At 67.4% G+C, this 17,624-nt stretch carries 18 protein-coding genes; all 18 read left to right on the plus strand.

Annotated elements, in window-relative coordinates:
- Nucleotides 1-222: hypothetical protein (locus VFQ05_02760; protein ID HET9325673.1), on the plus strand; the 222-nt coding region annotated here is incomplete at its 5' end.
- A 204-nt stretch (nucleotides 223-426) separates the two neighbouring features.
- Nucleotides 427-1,116, plus strand: coding sequence for a FlgD immunoglobulin-like domain containing protein (locus tag VFQ05_02765; protein HET9325674.1), 690 nt, complete (start codon nucleotides 427-429; stop codon nucleotides 1,114-1,116).
- A gap of 147 nt (nucleotides 1,117-1,263) precedes the next feature.
- Nucleotides 1,264-2,520: a competence/damage-inducible protein A gene (locus tag VFQ05_02770; GenBank protein ID HET9325675.1), complete on the plus strand. Its 1,257-nt coding sequence runs from the start codon at nucleotides 1,264-1,266 to the stop codon at nucleotides 2,518-2,520.
- On the plus strand, nucleotides 2,520-3,116 hold the full coding sequence (thpR, locus tag VFQ05_02775; protein HET9325676.1) for an RNA 2',3'-cyclic phosphodiesterase: 597 nt from the start codon (nucleotides 2,520-2,522) through the stop codon (nucleotides 3,114-3,116). The genes VFQ05_02770 and thpR overlap by 1 nt, the downstream gene beginning before the upstream one ends.
- Nucleotides 3,113-4,651: a glycosyltransferase family 39 protein gene (locus tag VFQ05_02780; protein HET9325677.1), complete on the plus strand. Its 1,539-nt coding sequence runs from the start codon at nucleotides 3,113-3,115 to the stop codon at nucleotides 4,649-4,651. The genes thpR and VFQ05_02780 overlap by 4 nt, the downstream gene beginning before the upstream one ends.
- A gap of 72 nt (nucleotides 4,652-4,723) precedes the next feature.
- Nucleotides 4,724-4,999 (plus strand): hypothetical protein, encoded by a 276-nt coding sequence (locus tag VFQ05_02785; GenBank protein HET9325678.1) that lies wholly within the window; start codon nucleotides 4,724-4,726, stop codon nucleotides 4,997-4,999.
- Between the two features lie 168 nt (nucleotides 5,000-5,167).
- On the plus strand, nucleotides 5,168-7,399 hold the full coding sequence (recA, locus tag VFQ05_02790; protein ID HET9325679.1) for a recombinase RecA: 2,232 nt from the start codon (nucleotides 5,168-5,170) through the stop codon (nucleotides 7,397-7,399).
- 30 nt (nucleotides 7,400-7,429) lie between these two features.
- On the plus strand, nucleotides 7,430-7,651 hold the full coding sequence (locus VFQ05_02795) for a hypothetical protein (protein ID HET9325680.1): 222 nt from the start codon (nucleotides 7,430-7,432) through the stop codon (nucleotides 7,649-7,651).
- A gap of 7 nt (nucleotides 7,652-7,658) precedes the next feature.
- Nucleotides 7,659-8,324 carry an isoprenylcysteine carboxylmethyltransferase family protein gene (locus VFQ05_02800; GenBank protein HET9325681.1) on the plus strand — a complete coding sequence of 222 codons (666 nt, stop codon included), beginning with the start codon at nucleotides 7,659-7,661 and terminating at the stop codon, nucleotides 8,322-8,324.
- Nucleotides 8,324-8,734, plus strand: a complete 411-nt coding sequence (locus tag VFQ05_02805; GenBank protein HET9325682.1) for a hypothetical protein — start codon at nucleotides 8,324-8,326, stop codon at nucleotides 8,732-8,734. The genes VFQ05_02800 and VFQ05_02805 overlap by 1 nt, the downstream gene beginning before the upstream one ends.
- A 55-nt stretch (nucleotides 8,735-8,789) precedes the next feature.
- The gene (locus tag VFQ05_02810) at nucleotides 8,790-9,242 is read left to right on the plus strand and encodes a hypothetical protein (GenBank protein ID HET9325683.1); all 453 of its coding nucleotides are present in this window, start codon (nucleotides 8,790-8,792) and stop codon (nucleotides 9,240-9,242) included.
- Between the two features lie 32 nt (nucleotides 9,243-9,274).
- Nucleotides 9,275-9,721: a regulatory protein RecX gene (locus tag VFQ05_02815; protein ID HET9325684.1), complete on the plus strand. Its 447-nt coding sequence runs from the start codon at nucleotides 9,275-9,277 to the stop codon at nucleotides 9,719-9,721.
- A 111-nt stretch (nucleotides 9,722-9,832) separates the two neighbouring features.
- Nucleotides 9,833-10,264, plus strand: coding sequence for an OsmC family protein (locus VFQ05_02820; protein HET9325685.1), 432 nt, complete (start codon nucleotides 9,833-9,835; stop codon nucleotides 10,262-10,264).
- A 112-nt stretch (nucleotides 10,265-10,376) separates the two neighbouring features.
- On the plus strand, nucleotides 10,377-13,100 hold the full coding sequence (alaS, locus tag VFQ05_02825) for an alanine--tRNA ligase (protein HET9325686.1): 2,724 nt from the start codon (nucleotides 10,377-10,379) through the stop codon (nucleotides 13,098-13,100).
- Complete coding sequence (locus tag VFQ05_02830) at nucleotides 13,097-14,221, plus strand: glucose-1-phosphate thymidylyltransferase (protein ID HET9325687.1); 1,125 nt, start codon at nucleotides 13,097-13,099, stop codon at nucleotides 14,219-14,221. The genes alaS and VFQ05_02830 overlap by 4 nt, the downstream gene beginning before the upstream one ends.
- A complete protein-coding gene (gene rfbD, locus VFQ05_02835; GenBank protein HET9325688.1) occupies nucleotides 14,218-15,084 on the plus strand; it encodes a dTDP-4-dehydrorhamnose reductase in 867 nt (288 codons plus the stop codon). The genes VFQ05_02830 and rfbD overlap by 4 nt, the downstream gene beginning before the upstream one ends.
- Nucleotides 15,081-15,716, plus strand: a complete 636-nt coding sequence (locus VFQ05_02840; GenBank protein HET9325689.1) for a D-sedoheptulose 7-phosphate isomerase — start codon at nucleotides 15,081-15,083, stop codon at nucleotides 15,714-15,716. Before rfbD ends, VFQ05_02840 begins: the two co-directional genes overlap by 4 nt.
- Nucleotides 15,713-16,603, plus strand: a complete 891-nt coding sequence (locus VFQ05_02845; protein HET9325690.1) for a decaprenyl-phosphate phosphoribosyltransferase — start codon at nucleotides 15,713-15,715, stop codon at nucleotides 16,601-16,603. Before VFQ05_02840 ends, VFQ05_02845 begins: the two co-directional genes overlap by 4 nt.
- The last annotated feature ends 1,021 nt before the right edge of the window (nucleotides 16,604-17,624 follow it).

The raw sequence follows: 17,624 nt of genomic DNA on the forward strand, positions 1-17,624 counted from the left end.
TCGTTAGGCGATGGCTCCTTCCAGGGCAGCTTCCTCGACGAGAACCAGGACCCCATCACGATCGAGGGACTGTGGGGGCTCGCCACCTGCAGCGGAGCGGGCTCCGAAGTCGCGTGTCGCCTCTACTTCGCCGCCGGCCCCGATGACGAAACGCACGGACTCTTCGGCTACATCGAGTTGACCGAGGACGGCGAGGAACCGCCGCCTCCAGGTGGAGGATGAGAGACCTGAGAGAACAACGCCAAAGGCCGCGCGTTCTGGAGCAAGGCGTGCCGCGACAACGGCAACGGCGGTGGAAACGGCAACGGCGGTGGCAACGGCAACGGCAACGGCAATGGCAACCAGGACAAGAACCAACATGGCAAGGGCCTGGGACTGGGTCTCGGCAACACCATTGGCATCGGCAACGGCAAGAACGGGCATGGGATGGATCCGGATTCGCTGGACGTCCTTTTCGACAGCATCTCCGAGTCGATCGAAGCATTCGGCGGGAGCGGCTGCTTCACGGCGGGCTGCGAGCTCCTCTCGGCGCGCGGCCAACGGAGCCTGAACGAGAGAGTTGCCCAGGACTTCCTGGTGCTGCTGCTCAATCGCGAGGCCGGAATGATCTGCGACTCGAACTCGGTGTCCTGCGATGTCGAGGACATCGAGAACGTGGGCGACGTGATCGATTTCGTCGACGACCGGTTGTGCGCCGCGACCAACGGCGAGCTCGATGAGCTGAAGAGCCTCATCAGGTGCGCCATGAAGTCGCGCGACGGTGCCGACGACGTCGAGGAAGACAGCGCTTGGCGTCAGGCGCTGACGGCTCCTCAGGTGCCTAAGGGTGGCATCCGCGTCAGGACCTTGAGCGGCAATCCTCTCCGTCCCTCGGCCGGCGTGCAGACCCGGATGCAGCTGAGCACCGACGAACCGGTGATGGTGCAGTTCGGCATCTACGACGCGCAGGGCCGTCTGGTCGCCAGGTTGCTGAGCAACGTCGCGGTGGCGGGACAGAGGGTGGTGAGCTGGAACGGCAAGAACCTCGCGGGTGACCGTGTCCCGGCCGGCACGTACTTCTACCGTGCGACCGGACCGAACGCGAAGGCGAGTGGCACCATCGTCGTGCTGAAGTAACCGATCGCGCAGGGAAGCGAGACACCACGGCCACGCCAGCACGGGTGGCCGTGGTCGTTCGTGGCGACTTGCGGTTGCGCCGCCCGCCCGAATCCGGCATCGTCCGCGCGCGTCATCCTCCGGCGGCCAGGGCCGAAACCAATCCGCATGCAGATCGAGATCGTCACCATCGGCTACGAGGTCCTCTCGGGCCGGACCCTCGACACCAATTTCTCCTGGCTCGCGCGCGCGCTCGAGGAAGCCAGCGTGCAGGTGGCGTGGCACACCACCGTCGGCGACGATCCCAAGTTCATCGGTGAAGCGCTGAGGCGTGCGCTCGACCGCGCCGATGCCGTGGTGACGACGGGCGGCCTGGGGCCGACGCCGGATGACCTCACGCGCAAGGCCGTGGCCACCGCGCTGCGCCGGCCGCTGCAGCTCGACGAGGCGGTGCTCGAGAGCATTCGCGAGCGCGCTCGCCGGGCCAACCGCAAGCTTCCTCCTTCGGTGGAGACGCAGGCGCTGCTGCCGCGTGGTGCTACGGCGTGGCCGAATCCCGTCGGCAGCGCGCCAGGGCTGCTGATCGTTCACGGCGACAAGCCGGTCATCATGCTGCCGGGCGTGCCGCAGGAGATGGAGGCGCTCGCCGAGCAGTTCGTGGTGCCGTATCTGCGGGAGCGCACCGGCCGCACGGTCGAGTCCTTCACGCTGCGCACCGCCGGGGTCTACGAGAGCATGCTCCACGAGGCGATCGGCAAGATGCCCGCGCGCTGGCCCGCCACGTCGCTCGCCTACCTGCCGAGCTACTTCGGCGTGGACCTGCGCGTCACCACCGCGGGCGCCGATGCCGACGCGGTGCGCTCCGTGTCGAGCCGCGCGCGCCACGAGCTCATGGAGAAGGTCGCTCCGGTCGTGTACGCAGAAGGCGGCGAGGCCATGGAAGCCGTGGTTGGCCGGCTGCTGCTCGAGCAGGGACTGCGGCTCACGTCCGCCGAGTCGTGCACCGGTGGCCTGCTGGCCAAGCGCGTCACCGACGTTCCCGGCGCTTCGCGCTACTTCGAGCGCGGCTTCGTCACCTATTCCAACGAAGCCAAGGTGCAGATGCTGGGCGTGAGCGCCGCAGACCTCGAAGCGCACGGCGCGGTGAGTGCGCCGGTCGCCGAGCAGCTCGCGCGCGGAGCGCGGCGCGTGTCGGGCGCCGAAGTCGGCGTCGGCATCACCGGCATCGCCGGCCCCGAAGGCGGCACGGCGACCAAGCCGGTGGGCACCGTGTTCATCGCCGTTTCCTCGCCGCGCGGCGAGGCCGTGCGCACCTATCGATTCATGGGGAGTCGGGTCGCGGTCCGCGAGCGCGCCACACAGACCGCGCTCGATCTTCTGCGGCGCCAGCTCGGCGGCCTGCCCCTCGACCCGCGCCTCGGGTGATGGCGAAGCAGGGGGAGAACGAGCGGCTCCGCATCTTCCTCGCCGTGTTCCCTCCGCCGGCCACTCAGGCGGCGGCCGAGCGCAGGATCGAGCGGCTGAAGCAGCCGGATGACCATGTGTCCTGGGTCAAGCGCGACAACCTTCACTACACGTTGCGCTTCCTCGGCGATCTCGGGGCCGACGGCGCGCGGCGTGCCGCGGAAGCGGCCCGGGCGGCCGCCGAAGCGCAGCCGGCCTTCGACGCCTGTCTTGGCGGACTGGGCGCCTTCCCCAACGCGCGCAAGGCGCGCGTCCTCTGGCTCGGCTTGTCGAAGGGCGGCGAGTCGCTGAGCGCGCTGGCTCGCGCGGTCGAGGCCGCGCTCCAGAAGAAGGGCTTCGGGCGTGCCGATCGGCCGTTCGCGTCCCATCTGACGATCGGCCGCGTGCGCACGCCGGGACGCGACTGGACCGATGCCCTCGAGGCCGCCGCGGCGCCGCAAGACGAAGACGGTGCGCGCTTCCGCGTGGATCGCGTCCTGGTGGTGCACAGCCAGCTCTCGCCCAAGGGCTCGATCTACAGCGTGCGGGCCGAGGTTCCGCTTCGGGGTGAGTCATGACGCTCGGGCTTCCTCCTCCCGGACGCCGGCATCGCGCGCAATGGCTCGGACTCGCGCTGGGCACCCTGGCCCTCCACCTGATCGGGCTCACTCGCTACGGTTGGTTCCGCGACGAGTTCTACTACGTCGCCTGCGCCCGGCGCCTGACCTGGGGCTACGTGGATCATCCGCCGCTGTCCATCGCCGTGCTGGCCCTGGTGCGCGGCGTGGCGGGCGAATCGCTGTTCGCCATCCGGCTCACGGCCGCCGTGGCGGGCGCAGCCACCGTCTATTTCACCGCCCGTCTCGCGCGCGAGATGGGCGGCGGGGCGTTCGCTCAGGCGCTGGCCGGCCTCGCCGCGCTGCTGGCCCCGATCTTCCTCGGCATCACGCGCTTCTACTCGATGAATGCATTCGACGTGCTGATCTGGACGCTGGCCTCGCTCGCCTTGATCGGCGCACTGCGCGAAGGCGGAGCTCGTCGCTGGTCGATGCTCGGGCTTTGGATGGGCCTCGGCCTGCTCAACAAGATCAGCATGATGTGGTTCGGCATCGGCCTCCTGGCCGGTCTCGTGTGGACGTCCCATCGCCGGCACCTGCTGACGCCGTGGCCTTACCTGGCCGCCGCCGTCGCGGTCCTTTGCTTCCTGCCGCACGTGCTGTGGCAGGCGGCGAATCAGTGGCCGACGCGGGAGTTCATGCGCAACGCCACCGCGTACAAGATGGCGACCGTCTCGGTGCGCGACTTCCTGCTCACCCAGTTCCGCGTCCTCGGCGCGGGCAACGCGCTCATCTATGTCCCGGGTCTCCTCTATGGATTGCTGGCGGCGGGTGGCGCGCCTTGGCGCATCTTCTCGATTCTCTTCCTCACGGTCGCGACGCTGCTCATCGCTGCGGGCACGAGCCGCGCCAACTATCTCGCCGTCGCTTACCCTCCGCTGTTCGCGCTCGGTGGATTGGCCTGGGAGCGATGGAGCGCACGCGCGCCGCGGCTGGCCCGCGGCGCCCTGGTCGCCGTGGTCATTCTGCTCGGGCTGCCCTGGATCCCGCTGGCGCTTCCTGTTTTGCCGGTCGAGGACTTCATCCGCTACCAGGCCGCCCTCGGAATGCAGCCGAAGAGCGAGGAGCGCAAGGAGGTCGGCCCGCTGCCGCAGCACTACGCCGACGAGCACGGCTGGAACGAGCTCGCGTCCGAGGTCGCCAAGGCTCTTGCGCGGCTCACGCCCGAGGAGCGCGCGAAGGCCGTCGTGTTCGGCCAGAACTACGGCGAGGCCGGGGCGATCGACGTGCTCGGCCGGAAGCTCGGCCTGCCGAGGGCGATCAGCGGCCACAACAACTACTGGCTCTGGGGGCCCGGGGATTGGGATGGGAGCGTGATCATCATCATCGGCGGCGACCGCCCGGACAACGCCGCCTTCTTCGAGAGCGTCGAGGTGGTGGGGACCTGGGACCACCCCTACGCGATGCCCTACGAGCGCCACCTGGACATCTCCATCGGACGGCGGTTGAAGAAGACCCCGAAGGAGGTGTGGCCGCAACTCAGGCATTACAACTAGCCCGGCTGGTGCTAATCTTTGGCCCTCAGCTCCCCACGCTGGCAGGGAGGCCGGCGATTCTCAGGAGAACGCATGCGCTTTCTCGTGCTGCTCCTCGCTGCCGCCACGCTCGCGGGCTGCTCCAAGAAGATCCGAGTCGAATCGGATACGACCTGGGAGGGCACGGTCAACGGGGCCACGGTCACGGGCACCGGCGACCAGACCTACGAGCTCAACGGCGACACCAACTGCTATACGCTGAAGAAGACCACCGCAGTTGGCTATCTCCGGGTCAAGATCAAGAAGGGCACCGGATCGGATCAATCCACGGAAGCGGAGTTCGGAGAGATCAGAGGCTGCCTCCAGTAGCCGACTCCTGAATGGGCATCAAAAGGCTCTTCCGGGGCACTGCCCAAATGTGTAATATGGGCCACGATCCGGAGTGAGAGGGCCTGCTTCTGATATGGTGCGGGCTACGGCCGGCTCCCGAATACTCCCCGCCTAAGGAAGGCAGCCCCTGCGAAGGAGACGCAGACCATGATGCCCAATTCGCCGTCCGCCAAGGAGAAGGTCAAAGCCCTCGATCTCGCTCTGCAGCAGATCGAGAAGCAGTTCGGCAAAGGCTCGATCGTCAAGCTCGGCGAGCCAAACGCCCTGGTCCCCGTCGAGGTGATTCCCAGCGGCTCGATCGCGCTCGACTTGGCACTCGGCGTCGGTGGCGTGCCACGCGGCCGCGTCATCGAGATCTATGGGCCCGAGTCGTCGGGCAAGACCACGCTCGCGCTCACCATCATTTCCAACGCGCAGAAGCTCGGCGGCAACGCGGTGTTCATCGACGCCGAGCACGCGCTCGACGCCGCGTACGCGCAGAAGCTCGGTGTCGACATCACCAACCTCCACGTCGCGCAGCCCGACACGGGTGAAGAGGCGCTCGAGATCGCCGACACGCTGGTCCGCTCCGGCGCCGTCGACGTGGTGGTCATCGATTCGGTGGCGGCGCTGGTGCCGCGCGCCGAGATCGAAGGTGAGATGGGCGACTCGCACGTCGGCCTGCAGGCGCGGCTCATGTCTCAGGCGCTGCGCAAGCTGACCGGCTCGATTTCGAAGAGCAAGACCTGCGTGATCTTCATCAACCAGATCCGCATGCAGATCGGCGTCATGTTCGGCTGTTTCCACTACAACACCCGAGTGACCCTTGCCGATGGTACGAGCGAGAAGATCGGCAAGATCGTCAATCAGAAGATGCCGGTCGAGGTGCTGTCTTGCGATCCGAAGACGGGGAGCATCGAGCCCCGCCGGATCGTGAATTGGTTCGACAATGGGCCGACCGATCACTTCATCCAGTTCGAGGTCGAGGGGGGGCCCTCAGGGCGCCGCTGCTTCGCGGTCACCGAGAACCACATCATCTTCACGCCCGATGGCGAAGTTCCGGCGGGCGAGCTCGAAGTCGGTGACGAGGTGCTGGCATCGGTGGGCGACTACACGTTGACCGATGACCAGCTGCAGCTCTTGATGGGGGGCGGCCTGGGCGATGGCTCGATTCGCATGGCGGGAACCCACACCGCGTCGTTCCGCGTCGCGCATGGTCCCGAGCAGCTCGAGTACGTCGAATGGAAGCACCGGATGCTTCAGCCGTTCTCTCATACCCTTGGGAAAATGGGTCGTGGAACTGGATTCGACACGGTCGCGATGCCGGCCGTCGCAGGCCTGCGGGCACACCTCTACGACTCGGAAGGCGGTCGCATTGCGACCGCGACGCTGCTCGATCGCCTCGACGCGCGCGGTCTAGCGGTGTGGTATGGCGACGACGGCAGCTTCATGGGCTCGTTCGAGAAGTGGGGCAACGGCAAGGCCGTTCTCTACAACAAGTCTCTCAGCGAGGAAGCGCGCGAGTCGGTCATGGAGTCGCTGGAGCGTCTCGGCGTCGGAAGACCTCGCGACGATGGTCGTGGCTTCTGGTTCAATTCCGAGCAGACGGCTCGTCTGCACGCTCTCATCGCTCCCTACGTGCATCCCTCTCTGAGCTATAAGCTCCATCCCAGCCAGCGCGGAAAGTTCAACTGGGAAGCCGCACCCGCGAGCGCTTCACCCATAGCCGAGGACCTCGAAGGTCGCCGCGAACGGCGCGCCGTTGCGGCGCGGATCACGAAGAAGTACGTCAAACCCGAGACGCGTGGGATGCACCGCTTCGACATCGAGGTCGAGGGGAACCACACCTACTTGGTCGACGGCGTCGTGGTGCACAACTCGCCGGAGACCACGGCGGGTGGTCGCGCGCTCAAGTTCTACGCGTCGATTCGCATGGACATCCGCCGCATCGCCACGCTCAAGGAAGGCGACCGAGCCATCGGCAACCGCACCAAGGTCAAGGTGGTCAAGAACAAGGTCGCCGCGCCTTTCCGCGAAGCGGAGTTCGACATCCTCTATAACGAGGGGATCTCGCGCGAAGGCGAGATCATCGACATGGCGACCGAGAAGAACGTGATCGAGAAGGCCGGCACCTGGTTCAGCTTCGGCGAGGAGCGCATCGGCCAGGGCCGTGAAAATGCGCGACTGTTTCTCAAGGAACATGCCGATATCCGTGGACAGATCGAGGCCAAGCTGCTGCCGATGATGGGCCTCAAGCCCGCGGCTCCCGCGGCTCCCGCGGCTCCAGCGGCTCCACCGGCCTCGCCGGCGCCGACGGCTCCGCCGGCCAAGCCTGGACTTCCGAGCACGGCCGCCAAGCCGCAGCCGGCGATGGTGGCGAGCGGAGATCGAAAACGTTAGGACGGGCCGCGTCGCTCATGGAGGAACGACATGAAACCGCCCATGTGTCCACAGTGCTCGGTCACTCTGGAACAAGGCTTCACCGTGGACCGCTCGCATTACAGCTTCGGGCATCCCAGCAAGTGGGTGAGTGGTAGTCCGGAGCGGTCCTTTCTGTTCGGAGTGAAGACCGAGGGGCGGAAGCGATTCACGCTCGCCGCCTACCGCTGCCCGCAGTGCGGGCGGGTCGACTTCTACGCCCCCGAAGGGTGATGCGCCCATGAGGGCGGTTTCCTGGCGTCAGGCGATCGGCATTCCCCTCAACGTCTTCTTGTTCCTCTTCCTGATGGTGATGGGATGGGGGAGCTGGCAGGGGTTCTTCTCGCATCCGGTACGAGTCGGGGTGGTGATCCTGCACCTGCTGATGATCCCGGTGATGACGTTCAGCACGTCGGGGCGCAGCAAAGGCCTCAAGCATTCACCGGACTGGAAGCCCTTCTTCCCGCTGCTGGTCTTCCATTCGCTGTTCACCGCGTTCCTCATGCCCTACATGGACGCGCGTGATCAGTGGGTGCTTCCCGGCGGAGATGCCCTGCGCTGGGCCGGGTTCCTGGTGCTGGCGCTGGGCGTGTCGCTGCGACTCGGCCCGATGCTCGAGCTCGGAAGGCGCTTCGTCTCGGTCGTGGCGCTGCAGCCCGACCACACGGTTCACACCGGCGGCTTCTATACCTGGGTGCGGCATCCGTCCTACCTCGGCATTCTGCTCATGGACCTGGGTTTCGCGGGGGTCTTCCGCAGCGCCGTGGCGCTGGCTCTCATGCCGGTGGTGATCTGGATGTTCAAGCGCCGGATGGACGTCGAAGAGGCGTTCATGGTCGACCAGTTCGGCGGTGAGTATCGCGACTACATGGGGCGCACGCGCCGCATCGTGCCCGGAGTGTACTGATGAGGTGGATCGTGATCGCACTGCTGTTCGCGGCCTCGTGGGGCTGCCAGAGCAATCCGCGGTCAGGCTCTTCCAAGCAGGAGACAGCGTCTTCGGACGATCCACGCGCGCGCTTCCGCTGCGCCGGAAACGAACCGGGCTGGAATCTGACGATCTCATCCGACAGCCTGGTGTTCGTGGGCGACTATGGCGAGGTCCGAGCCGCTTACCCCTGGGTCGAGCCGCGGACAGGCAATGGGATGTGGGTCTACGAGTACGTGAACGCGAGCGTCCCCGGCGGATTTGCGCGCCTGACCGTCCTCATCGTCCGGGATTCGTGCAGCGACGGGATGTCGGACAAGACTTACGAATACCAGGCGAGGGTGATGCACCAGCTCAAGGGCTACGTGGGATGCGCAACACGGCTGTAAGAGAACGGCGCGACTCCATGGCGGGCACACGACGCATCCTGCCCGGAGTGCACTGATGAGGTGGTGCGCGGCGATGCTGGTCGGGGCGGCCTTGGGTTGCGGGAGCGGCTCGGAGCAGCCATCCCCAGCCACGGACTCGCAACCCCCTCCGCCGGGCGCGGAAGCGCCCGCACCCACCGAACACACCGCGACCCCGGGGGCGGACCCACGCTTTCGTTGCGTCGGCAACGAGCCCGGCTGGACTCTGGCGATCCGGCCGGACAGCCTGGTGTTCGTTGGCGACTATGGGGAAGTGCGCGCCGCGTACCCGGGCGTTGCTCCCCGAGTTGGCGATGGGATCTGGTACTACGAGAGCGTGAACCGCTCGGTGTCGAGCGGGTACTCCCGTCTCACCGCCATCGTGGTGCGCGACTCGTGCAACGATGGCATGTCCGATCGGACCTACGAATACACGGTACGGGTGATCTACGACCTCAGGGCCTACGTGGGATGCGGAACGCGCTTGTAAGAGACCGCCGCGATCCCGCGGATCCGGAGGCGGTGCGCGAAGCCGCGCTGCGTCTCCTCGAGCGCTCGCGACGCACGCGCTCTGAGCTGACTCGCAAGCTCCGCGAGAAAGGCTTCGCCGCGACCGTAATTGGCGAAGTGCTCGACCGCCTCGCCGGCGTCGGCTTGGTCGACGACGTGGAGTACGCGCGCGCGTTTCTGTCGAGCCGCCTGGGCCGGCGGACCGCCGGCTGGCGGCGGCTCGAGGTGGAGCTGCGCCGGCGTGGCATTTCGGCTCAGGACGCGGCCTCCGCCCGCGCCCGTCTCGATGACCAGGGTGCGCTGGACGAGGCCGAAGGTGCGCGGCGTGTTATCCGGCAAGTGGCTGCTCGTTACGAACGGCTCGATCCACGGGTGCGCCGGCAGCGGCTCTATGCGCTCCTCGCGCGGCGCGGCTTCGATGGGGATGTCATCGAGCGAGTGCTGAGAGAGGCTTTGTAACTCCTTGCTCGCCCCGGGGAGAGCAAGGAATTACTACAGCACGCCCGGACCCCCGTCGTGCGCTATCCTTGGTATACCCACGAACGAGCCATTCATTCACGGAGGATAGCCATGGAACACGTTCGCAAAGCGACGGCAGTCTGGACCGGTGATCTGAGGCACGGCAAGGGGACACTCACTGCCCCGAGCGGTGTGCTCAAGGACGCGATCTACACGTTCGACACCCGATTCGAGACCAAGTTCGGCACGAATCCGGAGGAGCTCATCGCGGCGGCGCACGCGGGATGCTTCGCGATGGCGCTCTCCGGCGAGCTCGCCAAGGCGGGTCTGAAGCCGGAGCGAATCGAGACCACCGCGGAGGTGAAGCTGGAGAAGGTGAACGAAAAGCCGACGGTCACGAGGAGCCACCTGAAGCTCGACGCGCACGTTCCCGGCGCGAAGAACGGCCAGGTGGAGGCGATCGCAAACGAGGTGAAGGTGGGGTGTCCGATATCCCGCCTCCTCAACGCCGAGATCACGCTGGAGACCGCGGTCCACGTCTGATCGTCACTCGCTCGGGCGCCGCGGCCTGGAGCCGCGGCGCCCCGGCACCGCGCGGTGACAACGTCGGAGCGCGCTTTCCCCTTGATGCTCCGACCCTTATATTCCGCCCTCCATGACCACTCCGATGACTCCCGTGGTGTCACGCTCGGCGGCCGAGCTGCGGCGCGCGTTCCTCGACTTCTTCGTGGCGCGCGGCCATACGCTGGTTCCTTCGGCGCCCCTCGTGCCCAACGACCCCACGCTGCTCTTCACCACCGCCGGGATGGTCCAGTTCAAGCCCTACTACACGGCGCAAGGCGACGTGCCGTACAAGGGACGCGCGGTGTCGGTGCAGAAGTGCCTGCGCCTCACCGACCTCGAGAACGTGGGACGCACGCCGCGCCACGACACCTTCTTCGAGATGCTCGGCAACTTCTCCTTCGGCGATCCCACGAAGGGCGCCTACTTCAAGGAAGAAGCGATCGCCTTCGCGTGGGAGTTCGTGACCGCCGAGCTCAAGCTGCCGGTCGGCCGGCTCTATGCCTCGATCTTCGAGGGGGAAGGCAAGCTGCCGCGCGACGACGAAGCAGCCGCGCTCTGGAAGAAGGTGGGCATGAAGCCGGACCACATCGTGGCGCTGGGCCGCGCCGACAACTTCTGGGGGCCGGCCGGCGGGCAGGGTCCGTGCGGGCCATGCAGCGAGATCTACTTCGATCTCGGGGAACAGCGGCCGGGCTACCTGGAGGCCGGCGCCTTCTGGGGCGAGAAGCCGGGCGATCCCGGCGACCGCTACATGGAGTTCTGGAACCTGGTCTTTCCGCAGTTCGACGCCGCGCCTGACGGCACCCTCACGCCGCTCGCGCGCCCGGGGATCGATACCGGCATGGGGCTCGAGCGCCTGGCGATGCTCATGCAGGGAAAGAGCAGCATCTTCGACGCCGATGTCTTCACGCCACTGGTGGAGAGGGTGCTCGCCAGAGCCGGGCGCTCGGCGGCACAGGCGCTCTGGCCGGTCGCGCGAGACGCACGGATCATCGCGGACCACGTGCGTGCTCTGACCTTCGCCATCGCCGAGGGCGCCTTGCCGGGCAACGAGGGAGCGGGCTACGTGCTGCGCCGGTTGCTGCGACGCGCGGTCACGCGGGGCCGGGCCCGGAATGGTCTGGCGATGAGGGAGCCGTTCATGGCCTCCTGCGCGGAACGGGCGGTCGAGATCTTCGGCGAGCACTACCGCGAGCTCACCCAGCACGCCAGGGAGATCCTCGGCGTGCTCGAGCGCGAGGAGACGAAATTCGCCGAGACGTTCGAGGCCGGCCTGGCGAGGCTCGAGGAGCTGCTGGGCTCGAGCAAGAGGCTCGCGGGCGATGATGCCTTCATGCTCCACGACACGTATGGATTCCCCATCGAGCTCACCGAGGAGATCGCGGCGGAGCGCGGCGTGCAGGTGGACCGTGAAGGGTTCGATCGCGCGATGAAGACGCAGCGCGATCGCGCCCGCACGGCGAGCAAGTTCGCGCAGCGCGCCGGTTCGGAGGCGGGGGCATGGACCGAAGCCACGTCCGGAGCCGATTCGCGATTCCTCGGCTACGAGACGCTCGCGGCGAGCGGGGTGTCGCTGCGGCGCTGGCGCGAAGCGGAAGAAGGCGTGGACGCCGTGCTGGACCAGACGCCGTTCTACGCCGAATCCGGCGGACAGGTGGCCGACCGCGGTCAGATCGCCGGTGACGGCGTGACGGCGCTCGTGACGCACGTGTTCCGTGAAGGCGAGAGCATCGTGCACCGCGTGCGTCTCGCAGGCGATCGCGCGCGCTGGCTCGAGGCCGGGGCGGGAGGCCGGCTCGAAGCCCGCGTGGATGCCGGGCACCGTCTGGCCACTCAGCGCCATCACACCGCGACGCACATGCTGCACGCGTCCTTGCGCCAGACCCTGGGCACGCACGTGCGTCAGGCCGGATCGCTGGTGGCGCCGGACCGCCTGCGCTTCGACTACACCCACTTCGAGGCGCCGAGCGGCGAACAGCTCGCCGAGATCGAGCGGCGCGTCGCCGAATGGGCGCTGCGGAACACGCCGGTGTCCTGGGAAGTCATGCCGCTCGAGAAGGCCAAAGGGCTCGGCGCCATGGCGCTCTTCGGCGAGAAGTACGGCGCCGACGTGCGCGTCGTCACCGTCGCCGGTGTCGAGGAGATCGGAGTCCCCGTGAGCCGCGAGCTGTGCGGCGGCACCCACGTCGCGCGCACCGGGGACATCGGCCCATTCCTGCTGGTTTCCGACTCGGCGATCGCGAGCGGCGTGCGCCGGATCGAGGCCCTGTGCGGTCACGAAGCGCTCGGCTGGCTCAAGAGCCACGCCGAAACCCTCGCGCGCGCCGCCGCGGCGTTTCAGGTGAAGCCGGAAGCCGTGCCGCAGCAGATCGAGAAGCTCAAGGCCGACATCGATCGACTCAAGAAGGCGCAGGCCGAGGCGGACAAGGGCGGGCTCGAGGCCGAGATGGCGCGCGTCGCGGCGGGGGCGACCGTGTCGCCGGGCGGCCGATGGGCCGTGGCCCGCCTCGAATCCGAGGCCGACATCAACGCCGCGCGCGACGCGGCCGACAAGCTGCGCGGCTCGCTCCAGCGCGGCGCCGCCGTGCTCGCCATCACCGCGGGCGGCAAGATCACGCTGCTCGCCGCGGTCACCGACGATCTGGTGGCCGAGAAGAAGCTCAACGCCTCCGACCTGGTGAAGAAGGTGGCCCAGGTGGCGGGCGGCTCGGGCGGTGGCAAGCCGCATCTGGCGCTGGCCGGCGCGAAGGACGCCTCCAAGGTCGACGAGGCCCTGGCCGAAGCGAAGCGGCTGCTGGCGGAAGCGCTCGGATGAAGGCGCTGGTGCTGGCCGGCGGCCGCGGAACCCGCCTGCGCCCGATCACTCATACCAGCGCCAAGCAGCTCGTCCCGGTGGCGAACAAGCCGGTGCTCTTCTACGGGCTCGAGGCCATCCGCGCTGCCGGCATCCTCGAGGTCGGCATCGTGGTCGGCGATCCGCGCGAGATGCTGCAGCCCGATCATCGCACCGGCGAGCGCACGACCGTGATGGTCAACAGCCAGGCCGAGATCCGCGCGGCGGTCGGCGACGGCTCGGCATTCGGCCTCGAGGTGACCTACATCGAGCAGGAGGCGCCGCTCGGGCTCGCACACGCGGTCAAGATCTCGGAAGACTTCATGGGTGACCATCCGTTCGTGATGTACCTCGGCGACAACCTGATCAAGGACGGCATCACGCCCTTCGTGCGCGAGTTCGAAGCCGAACGGCCCGACGCGCAGATCCTGCTGGCGCACGTCCGGAACCCGAGCGAGTTCGGCGTCGCGGAGCTCGAGGGGGATCACGTGGTGCGGCTGGAGGAGAAGCCGGCCCATCCCCGCAGCGATCTGGCGCTCGTCGGCGTCTACCTGTTCAGCCGCTGCGTGTTCGACGCCGTGCGTGCGATCCGGCCCTCGAAGCGCGGCGAGCTGGAGATCACCGATGCCATCCAGCAGCTCATCTCTTCCGGCAAGCGCGTGCGCTCGCACGTGATCGAAGGATGGTGGAAGGACACGGGCAAGGTCGAGGACATGCTGGAAGGGAATCGCATGATGCTCGGCGCGCTCGAGTCCAGGATCGAAGGCACGGTCGACGCCGCGACCGCCATCGAGGGCATGGTGCGCATCGGCAAGGGAGCGACGGTCGAGCGCTCGCGGCTGCGCGGCCCGCTCGTGATCGGCGAAGGCGCCCGGGTGTCGGACGCCTACATCGGCCCGTTCACGTCGCTGGGCCCTGGCGTCGAGCTTCGTGGCTGCGAGATCGAGCACTCGATCGTGCTCGAGAAGAGCCGGCTGCTCTCGGTGCCGGTGCGCATCGAGTCGAGCCTCATCGGCAAGGAGGCCGTGATCACCGCGAGCGAGGCCCGGCCGCGCGCTCACCGGCTCATGATCGGCGATTCGAGCCGGGTGGAGCTGGCGTGAGAGCGGTGGTGACCGGCGCTCGAGGAATGCTCGGACATGCGCTGGTGCCGGCGCTCGCATCCGCCGGTTGGGACGTCTTCCCGCTCGACAAGCTGGACGCGGATGTCACGCGCCGCGACCAGCTGCGCCGGGTTTTCGCGGAGGCGCGGCCCGACTGGGTCTTTCACCTGGCTGCTTTCACCAGGGTCAACGAGTGCGAGCATCGCGAGGAATACGCGCGGCTGGTGAACGGGCACGGCGCAGGCAATGCCGCCAGCGCCGCCGCCGAGGTGGGAGCGGCGGTGCTGTTCGTATCCTCGGACTACGTGTTCGACGGCCGCGCCTCGGAGCCTTACCGCGAGGATCATCCGACCGCTCCACTCAACGCCTATGGAAGATCCAAGGCCGAGGGCGAGAAGGCCACCCGCGCCATGAACCCGCGCCATCTGATCGTACGCACCGCGTGGCTGTTCGGGCATGGCGGCCGGAACTTTCCCGATCTGATCCTCGAGAAAGCCCGGCGCGGAGAGAAGCTTTCGGTGGTGAACGATCAGACCGGATCGCCGACCTGGACGCGCGCCCTGGCGCCCGCATTGGTGCGACTCGTCGCCACCGGTCAGCTGGGAACGTTCCACTGCACGTGTTCGGGCCAGTGCAACTGGTTCCAGCTCGCCGTGCACCTGGTGGAGCGCGAGGGTCTGGACGTGCCGGTGCAGGCGATCGCCAGCGAGTCTCTCGGGCCGCCGACGCGGCCCGCCTTCTCCGTGCTCGACAACCGACGCTATGAAGAGGCGACGGGCGACCGCATGCCGTGCTGGAAGGAATCGATCGACGCCTATCTCGATTCGCGCAGCGCCGATCACGCCATCGGGGAGGGAACGTGAGAAAGAGTCGAAGGCCCGCCCAGAACGGACCGCTCGAGCGAGCCGTCCGCGCGGTCCTCAAGGACGCGAGCCGGTCCATGGCGCGTGTCGAGCGCGGCACGGCGCGCCCGATCGCCGCGGCGGCCGAGGCGCTGATCGCCTGCTTCGAAGGCGGCGGCACCGTCTTCTTCTGCGGCAACGGGGGCAGCGCGGCGGATGCGCAACACCTCGCATGCGAGTTCGCCGGGCGTTATCTGATCGACCGCCCCGGATTGCCCGCGGTCGCGCTCTCCACCAACACCTCGAGCCTCACCTCGATCGGCAACGACTTCGGCTTCGACGTGGTGTTCTCGCGGCAGCTCGAAGGCCTGGGGACGCCCGGCGACGTGCTGGTGGCGCTGACCACGAGCGGCGGCTCGCCCAACGTGCTGCGCGCGGTGGAGACGGCGCATGGTCTCGGCATGATCGTGATCGGGTTCACCGGTCTCAAGGGGAAGTCCTTCGCCGCGAGGTGCGACCATGCGCTCGTGACGCCGCACACGCTGACCCCGCGGGTCCAGGAGGGCCATATCGCGATGGGCCATGCGCTGTGCCAGGTGGTGGAAAGGGCTCTGTTCCCCGAGCCGCCTCGCCGCAAGGGACGCGCGCGGTGATCGGAGCTCTGATCGAGGCGCTGCGCCCGCGCCAGTGGACCAAGAACCTCCTGGTGTTCGCCGGCGTCCTGTTCTCGCGACAGATCGGAGATCTCTCGCTGGTTCTGCGCGCGCTCGAAGGGTTCCTCGCCTTCTCCCTCGTGGCCAGTGCCAGCTACCTGTGGAACGACCTGCGCGACCTCGAGGCGGATCGCCAGCATCCCAGGAAGCGGCTGCGCGCGATCGCTTCGGGCCGGCTTCCGGTCGCGGTGGCGAGGATCGCCGCACCGCTCGTGCTGGCGGCCGGTGTTCTGCTCGCGTGGAGGCTGGGGATGGGGTTCGTCGGCGTGCTGGCGGGATACCTCATCCTCAACCTGGCCTACACCGCGTTTCTCAAGCGTCAGGTCCTGCTCGACGTCTTCACGATCTCCGTGGGGTTCGTCATGCGCGCGATCGCCGGAGTGGAGCTGCTGTTGCCGGTGGCCCCGGATACCGAGCTCTCGCCATGGCTCCTGGTCTGCACCTTCTTCGGCGCGTTGTTCCTCGCGCTCTCCAAGCGTCGCCGCGAGCTGGCCGGCGCCGGAGATCACGCATCACGCCAGCGCGAGGTGCTCGAGTCGTATACGCCTCAACTGCTCGACGGTCTGCTGATGGTGACCGCGGCGTCCAGCACGATGGGTTACGCGCTCTACACCATCTGGCCGGGAACGGTCGCGAAGTTCGGCACCGAAGCGCTCCTCTACACCGTGCCCTTCGTCGCCTACGGAATCTTCCGCTACCTGTACCTGGTGGGCGTCTCGGACCGGACCGAGGACCCGTCTCACGTGCTGCTCACCGACCGGCCGCTGGCCGTGTGCATCCTCGGCTACCTGGCCGCCGTCCTGATCATCCTCTACGGCCGATGGTGAGCCGCCGCCCCGGATCCCGATCCCGCCCATCGCGGGTGCGATCGATTCGGGTCGAGGCGCGAGCCAAGCTCAACCTGGGATTGGTGGTCGGGCCCAAGCGCCCCGATGGGTATCACGAGATCGCGACCGTCTTTCAGTCGATCTCGCTGTCCGACACCCTCGTCATTCGTCCACGCCCGCAAGGCTTTCGGCTGACGATCCGGTGGGAGGAAGCGGCCGTCACAGGCCGCGGGCCTCGACCGACTTTGAGTGCGGGGCCGGGCAATCTGGTTCTTCGCGCTGCACGCCTCTTTCAAAGACGCGTAGGGCTGAAGGAAGGCGCGTCATTCCAACTGGTCAAGCGCATTCCCGTGGGGGCCGGCCTGGGCGGAGGAAGTGCGGACGCGGCCGCGACCCTTCTGGGCCTGGAGCGATTGCAAAATATGCGTCTCGATCCGAGACAGCGCCGCGAGCTGGCTGAAGAGCTGGGATCGGACGTCCCATTTGTCATGCGCGGTGGCACCGCTCTTGGCCGGGGACGCGGCGAGCGACTCCATTGGACTCGATTGGCCAGACCGTTTCGAGCGGTCCTGGCTGTCCCTTCATGGCAGGTGTCGACTGCCGAAGCGTATCGACGCATCGACCGAACCAAATATGGCTTGACAGGGTGGGCGGCCAATCTAAGATCGGCTCAACTTCTTGAACGCGCGGAAGTAACGGCGATTCGCTGCATGCGACTCGGCAACTCGTTCGAAGAAGTGCTTGGAATCAGGAAGAGAGAGTTCGAGTCACTGAGGACTCGATTGCAAAGGGCCGGGCTACAACGACCGCAAATGACCGGAAGCGGCTCGTCAGTTTTCGGAATCCTCGTACCGAGTGTTGACGTAGCGTCCGTCATCGCGCGCTTCCATGGCAGCGAGCGACTCTATGTGGTGAAGTCCACGCGAACGGGCTCGAGAGTTGTCGTTGGCCGTGTCTGAAAGTCCCCCAAAGCGGAACCACCCGACCTGGCGTTCCGGACGCCACCACGGACGACCGGAGG

Source organism: Candidatus Eisenbacteria bacterium (assembly GCA_035712145.1).
In the GTDB taxonomy this organism is placed as follows: Bacteria; Eisenbacteria; RBG-16-71-46; order RBG-16-71-46; family RBG-16-71-46; genus DASTBI01.

What these genes read in the sequence shown, in the direction of transcription:
- recA (HET9325679.1), top strand. Translation starts at nt 5,168, where the DNA reads ATGATGCCCAATTCGCCGTCCGCCAAGGAGAAGGTCAAAGCCCTCGAT.
- VFQ05_02785 (HET9325678.1), top strand. Translation starts at nt 4,724, where the DNA reads ATGCGCTTTCTCGTGCTGCTCCTCGCTGCCGCCACGCTCGCGGGCTGC.
- VFQ05_02800 (HET9325681.1), top strand. Translation starts at nt 7,659, where the DNA reads ATGAGGGCGGTTTCCTGGCGTCAGGCGATCGGCATTCCCCTCAACGTC.
- thpR (HET9325676.1), top strand. Translation starts at nt 2,520, where the DNA reads ATGGCGAAGCAGGGGGAGAACGAGCGGCTCCGCATCTTCCTCGCCGTG.
- VFQ05_02795 (HET9325680.1), top strand. Translation starts at nt 7,430, where the DNA reads ATGAAACCGCCCATGTGTCCACAGTGCTCGGTCACTCTGGAACAAGGC.
- VFQ05_02770 (HET9325675.1), top strand. Translation starts at nt 1,264, where the DNA reads ATGCAGATCGAGATCGTCACCATCGGCTACGAGGTCCTCTCGGGCCGG.
- VFQ05_02810 (HET9325683.1), top strand. Translation starts at nt 8,790, where the DNA reads ATGAGGTGGTGCGCGGCGATGCTGGTCGGGGCGGCCTTGGGTTGCGGG.
- VFQ05_02780 (HET9325677.1), top strand. Translation starts at nt 3,113, where the DNA reads ATGACGCTCGGGCTTCCTCCTCCCGGACGCCGGCATCGCGCGCAATGG.
- VFQ05_02805 (HET9325682.1), top strand. Translation starts at nt 8,324, where the DNA reads ATGAGGTGGATCGTGATCGCACTGCTGTTCGCGGCCTCGTGGGGCTGC.
- VFQ05_02765 (HET9325674.1), top strand. Translation starts at nt 427, where the DNA reads ATGGATCCGGATTCGCTGGACGTCCTTTTCGACAGCATCTCCGAGTCG.
- VFQ05_02820 (HET9325685.1), top strand. Translation starts at nt 9,833, where the DNA reads ATGGAACACGTTCGCAAAGCGACGGCAGTCTGGACCGGTGATCTGAGG.
- VFQ05_02830 (HET9325687.1), top strand. Translation starts at nt 13,097, where the DNA reads ATGAAGGCGCTGGTGCTGGCCGGCGGCCGCGGAACCCGCCTGCGCCCG.
- alaS (HET9325686.1), top strand. Translation starts at nt 10,377, where the DNA reads ATGACCACTCCGATGACTCCCGTGGTGTCACGCTCGGCGGCCGAGCTG.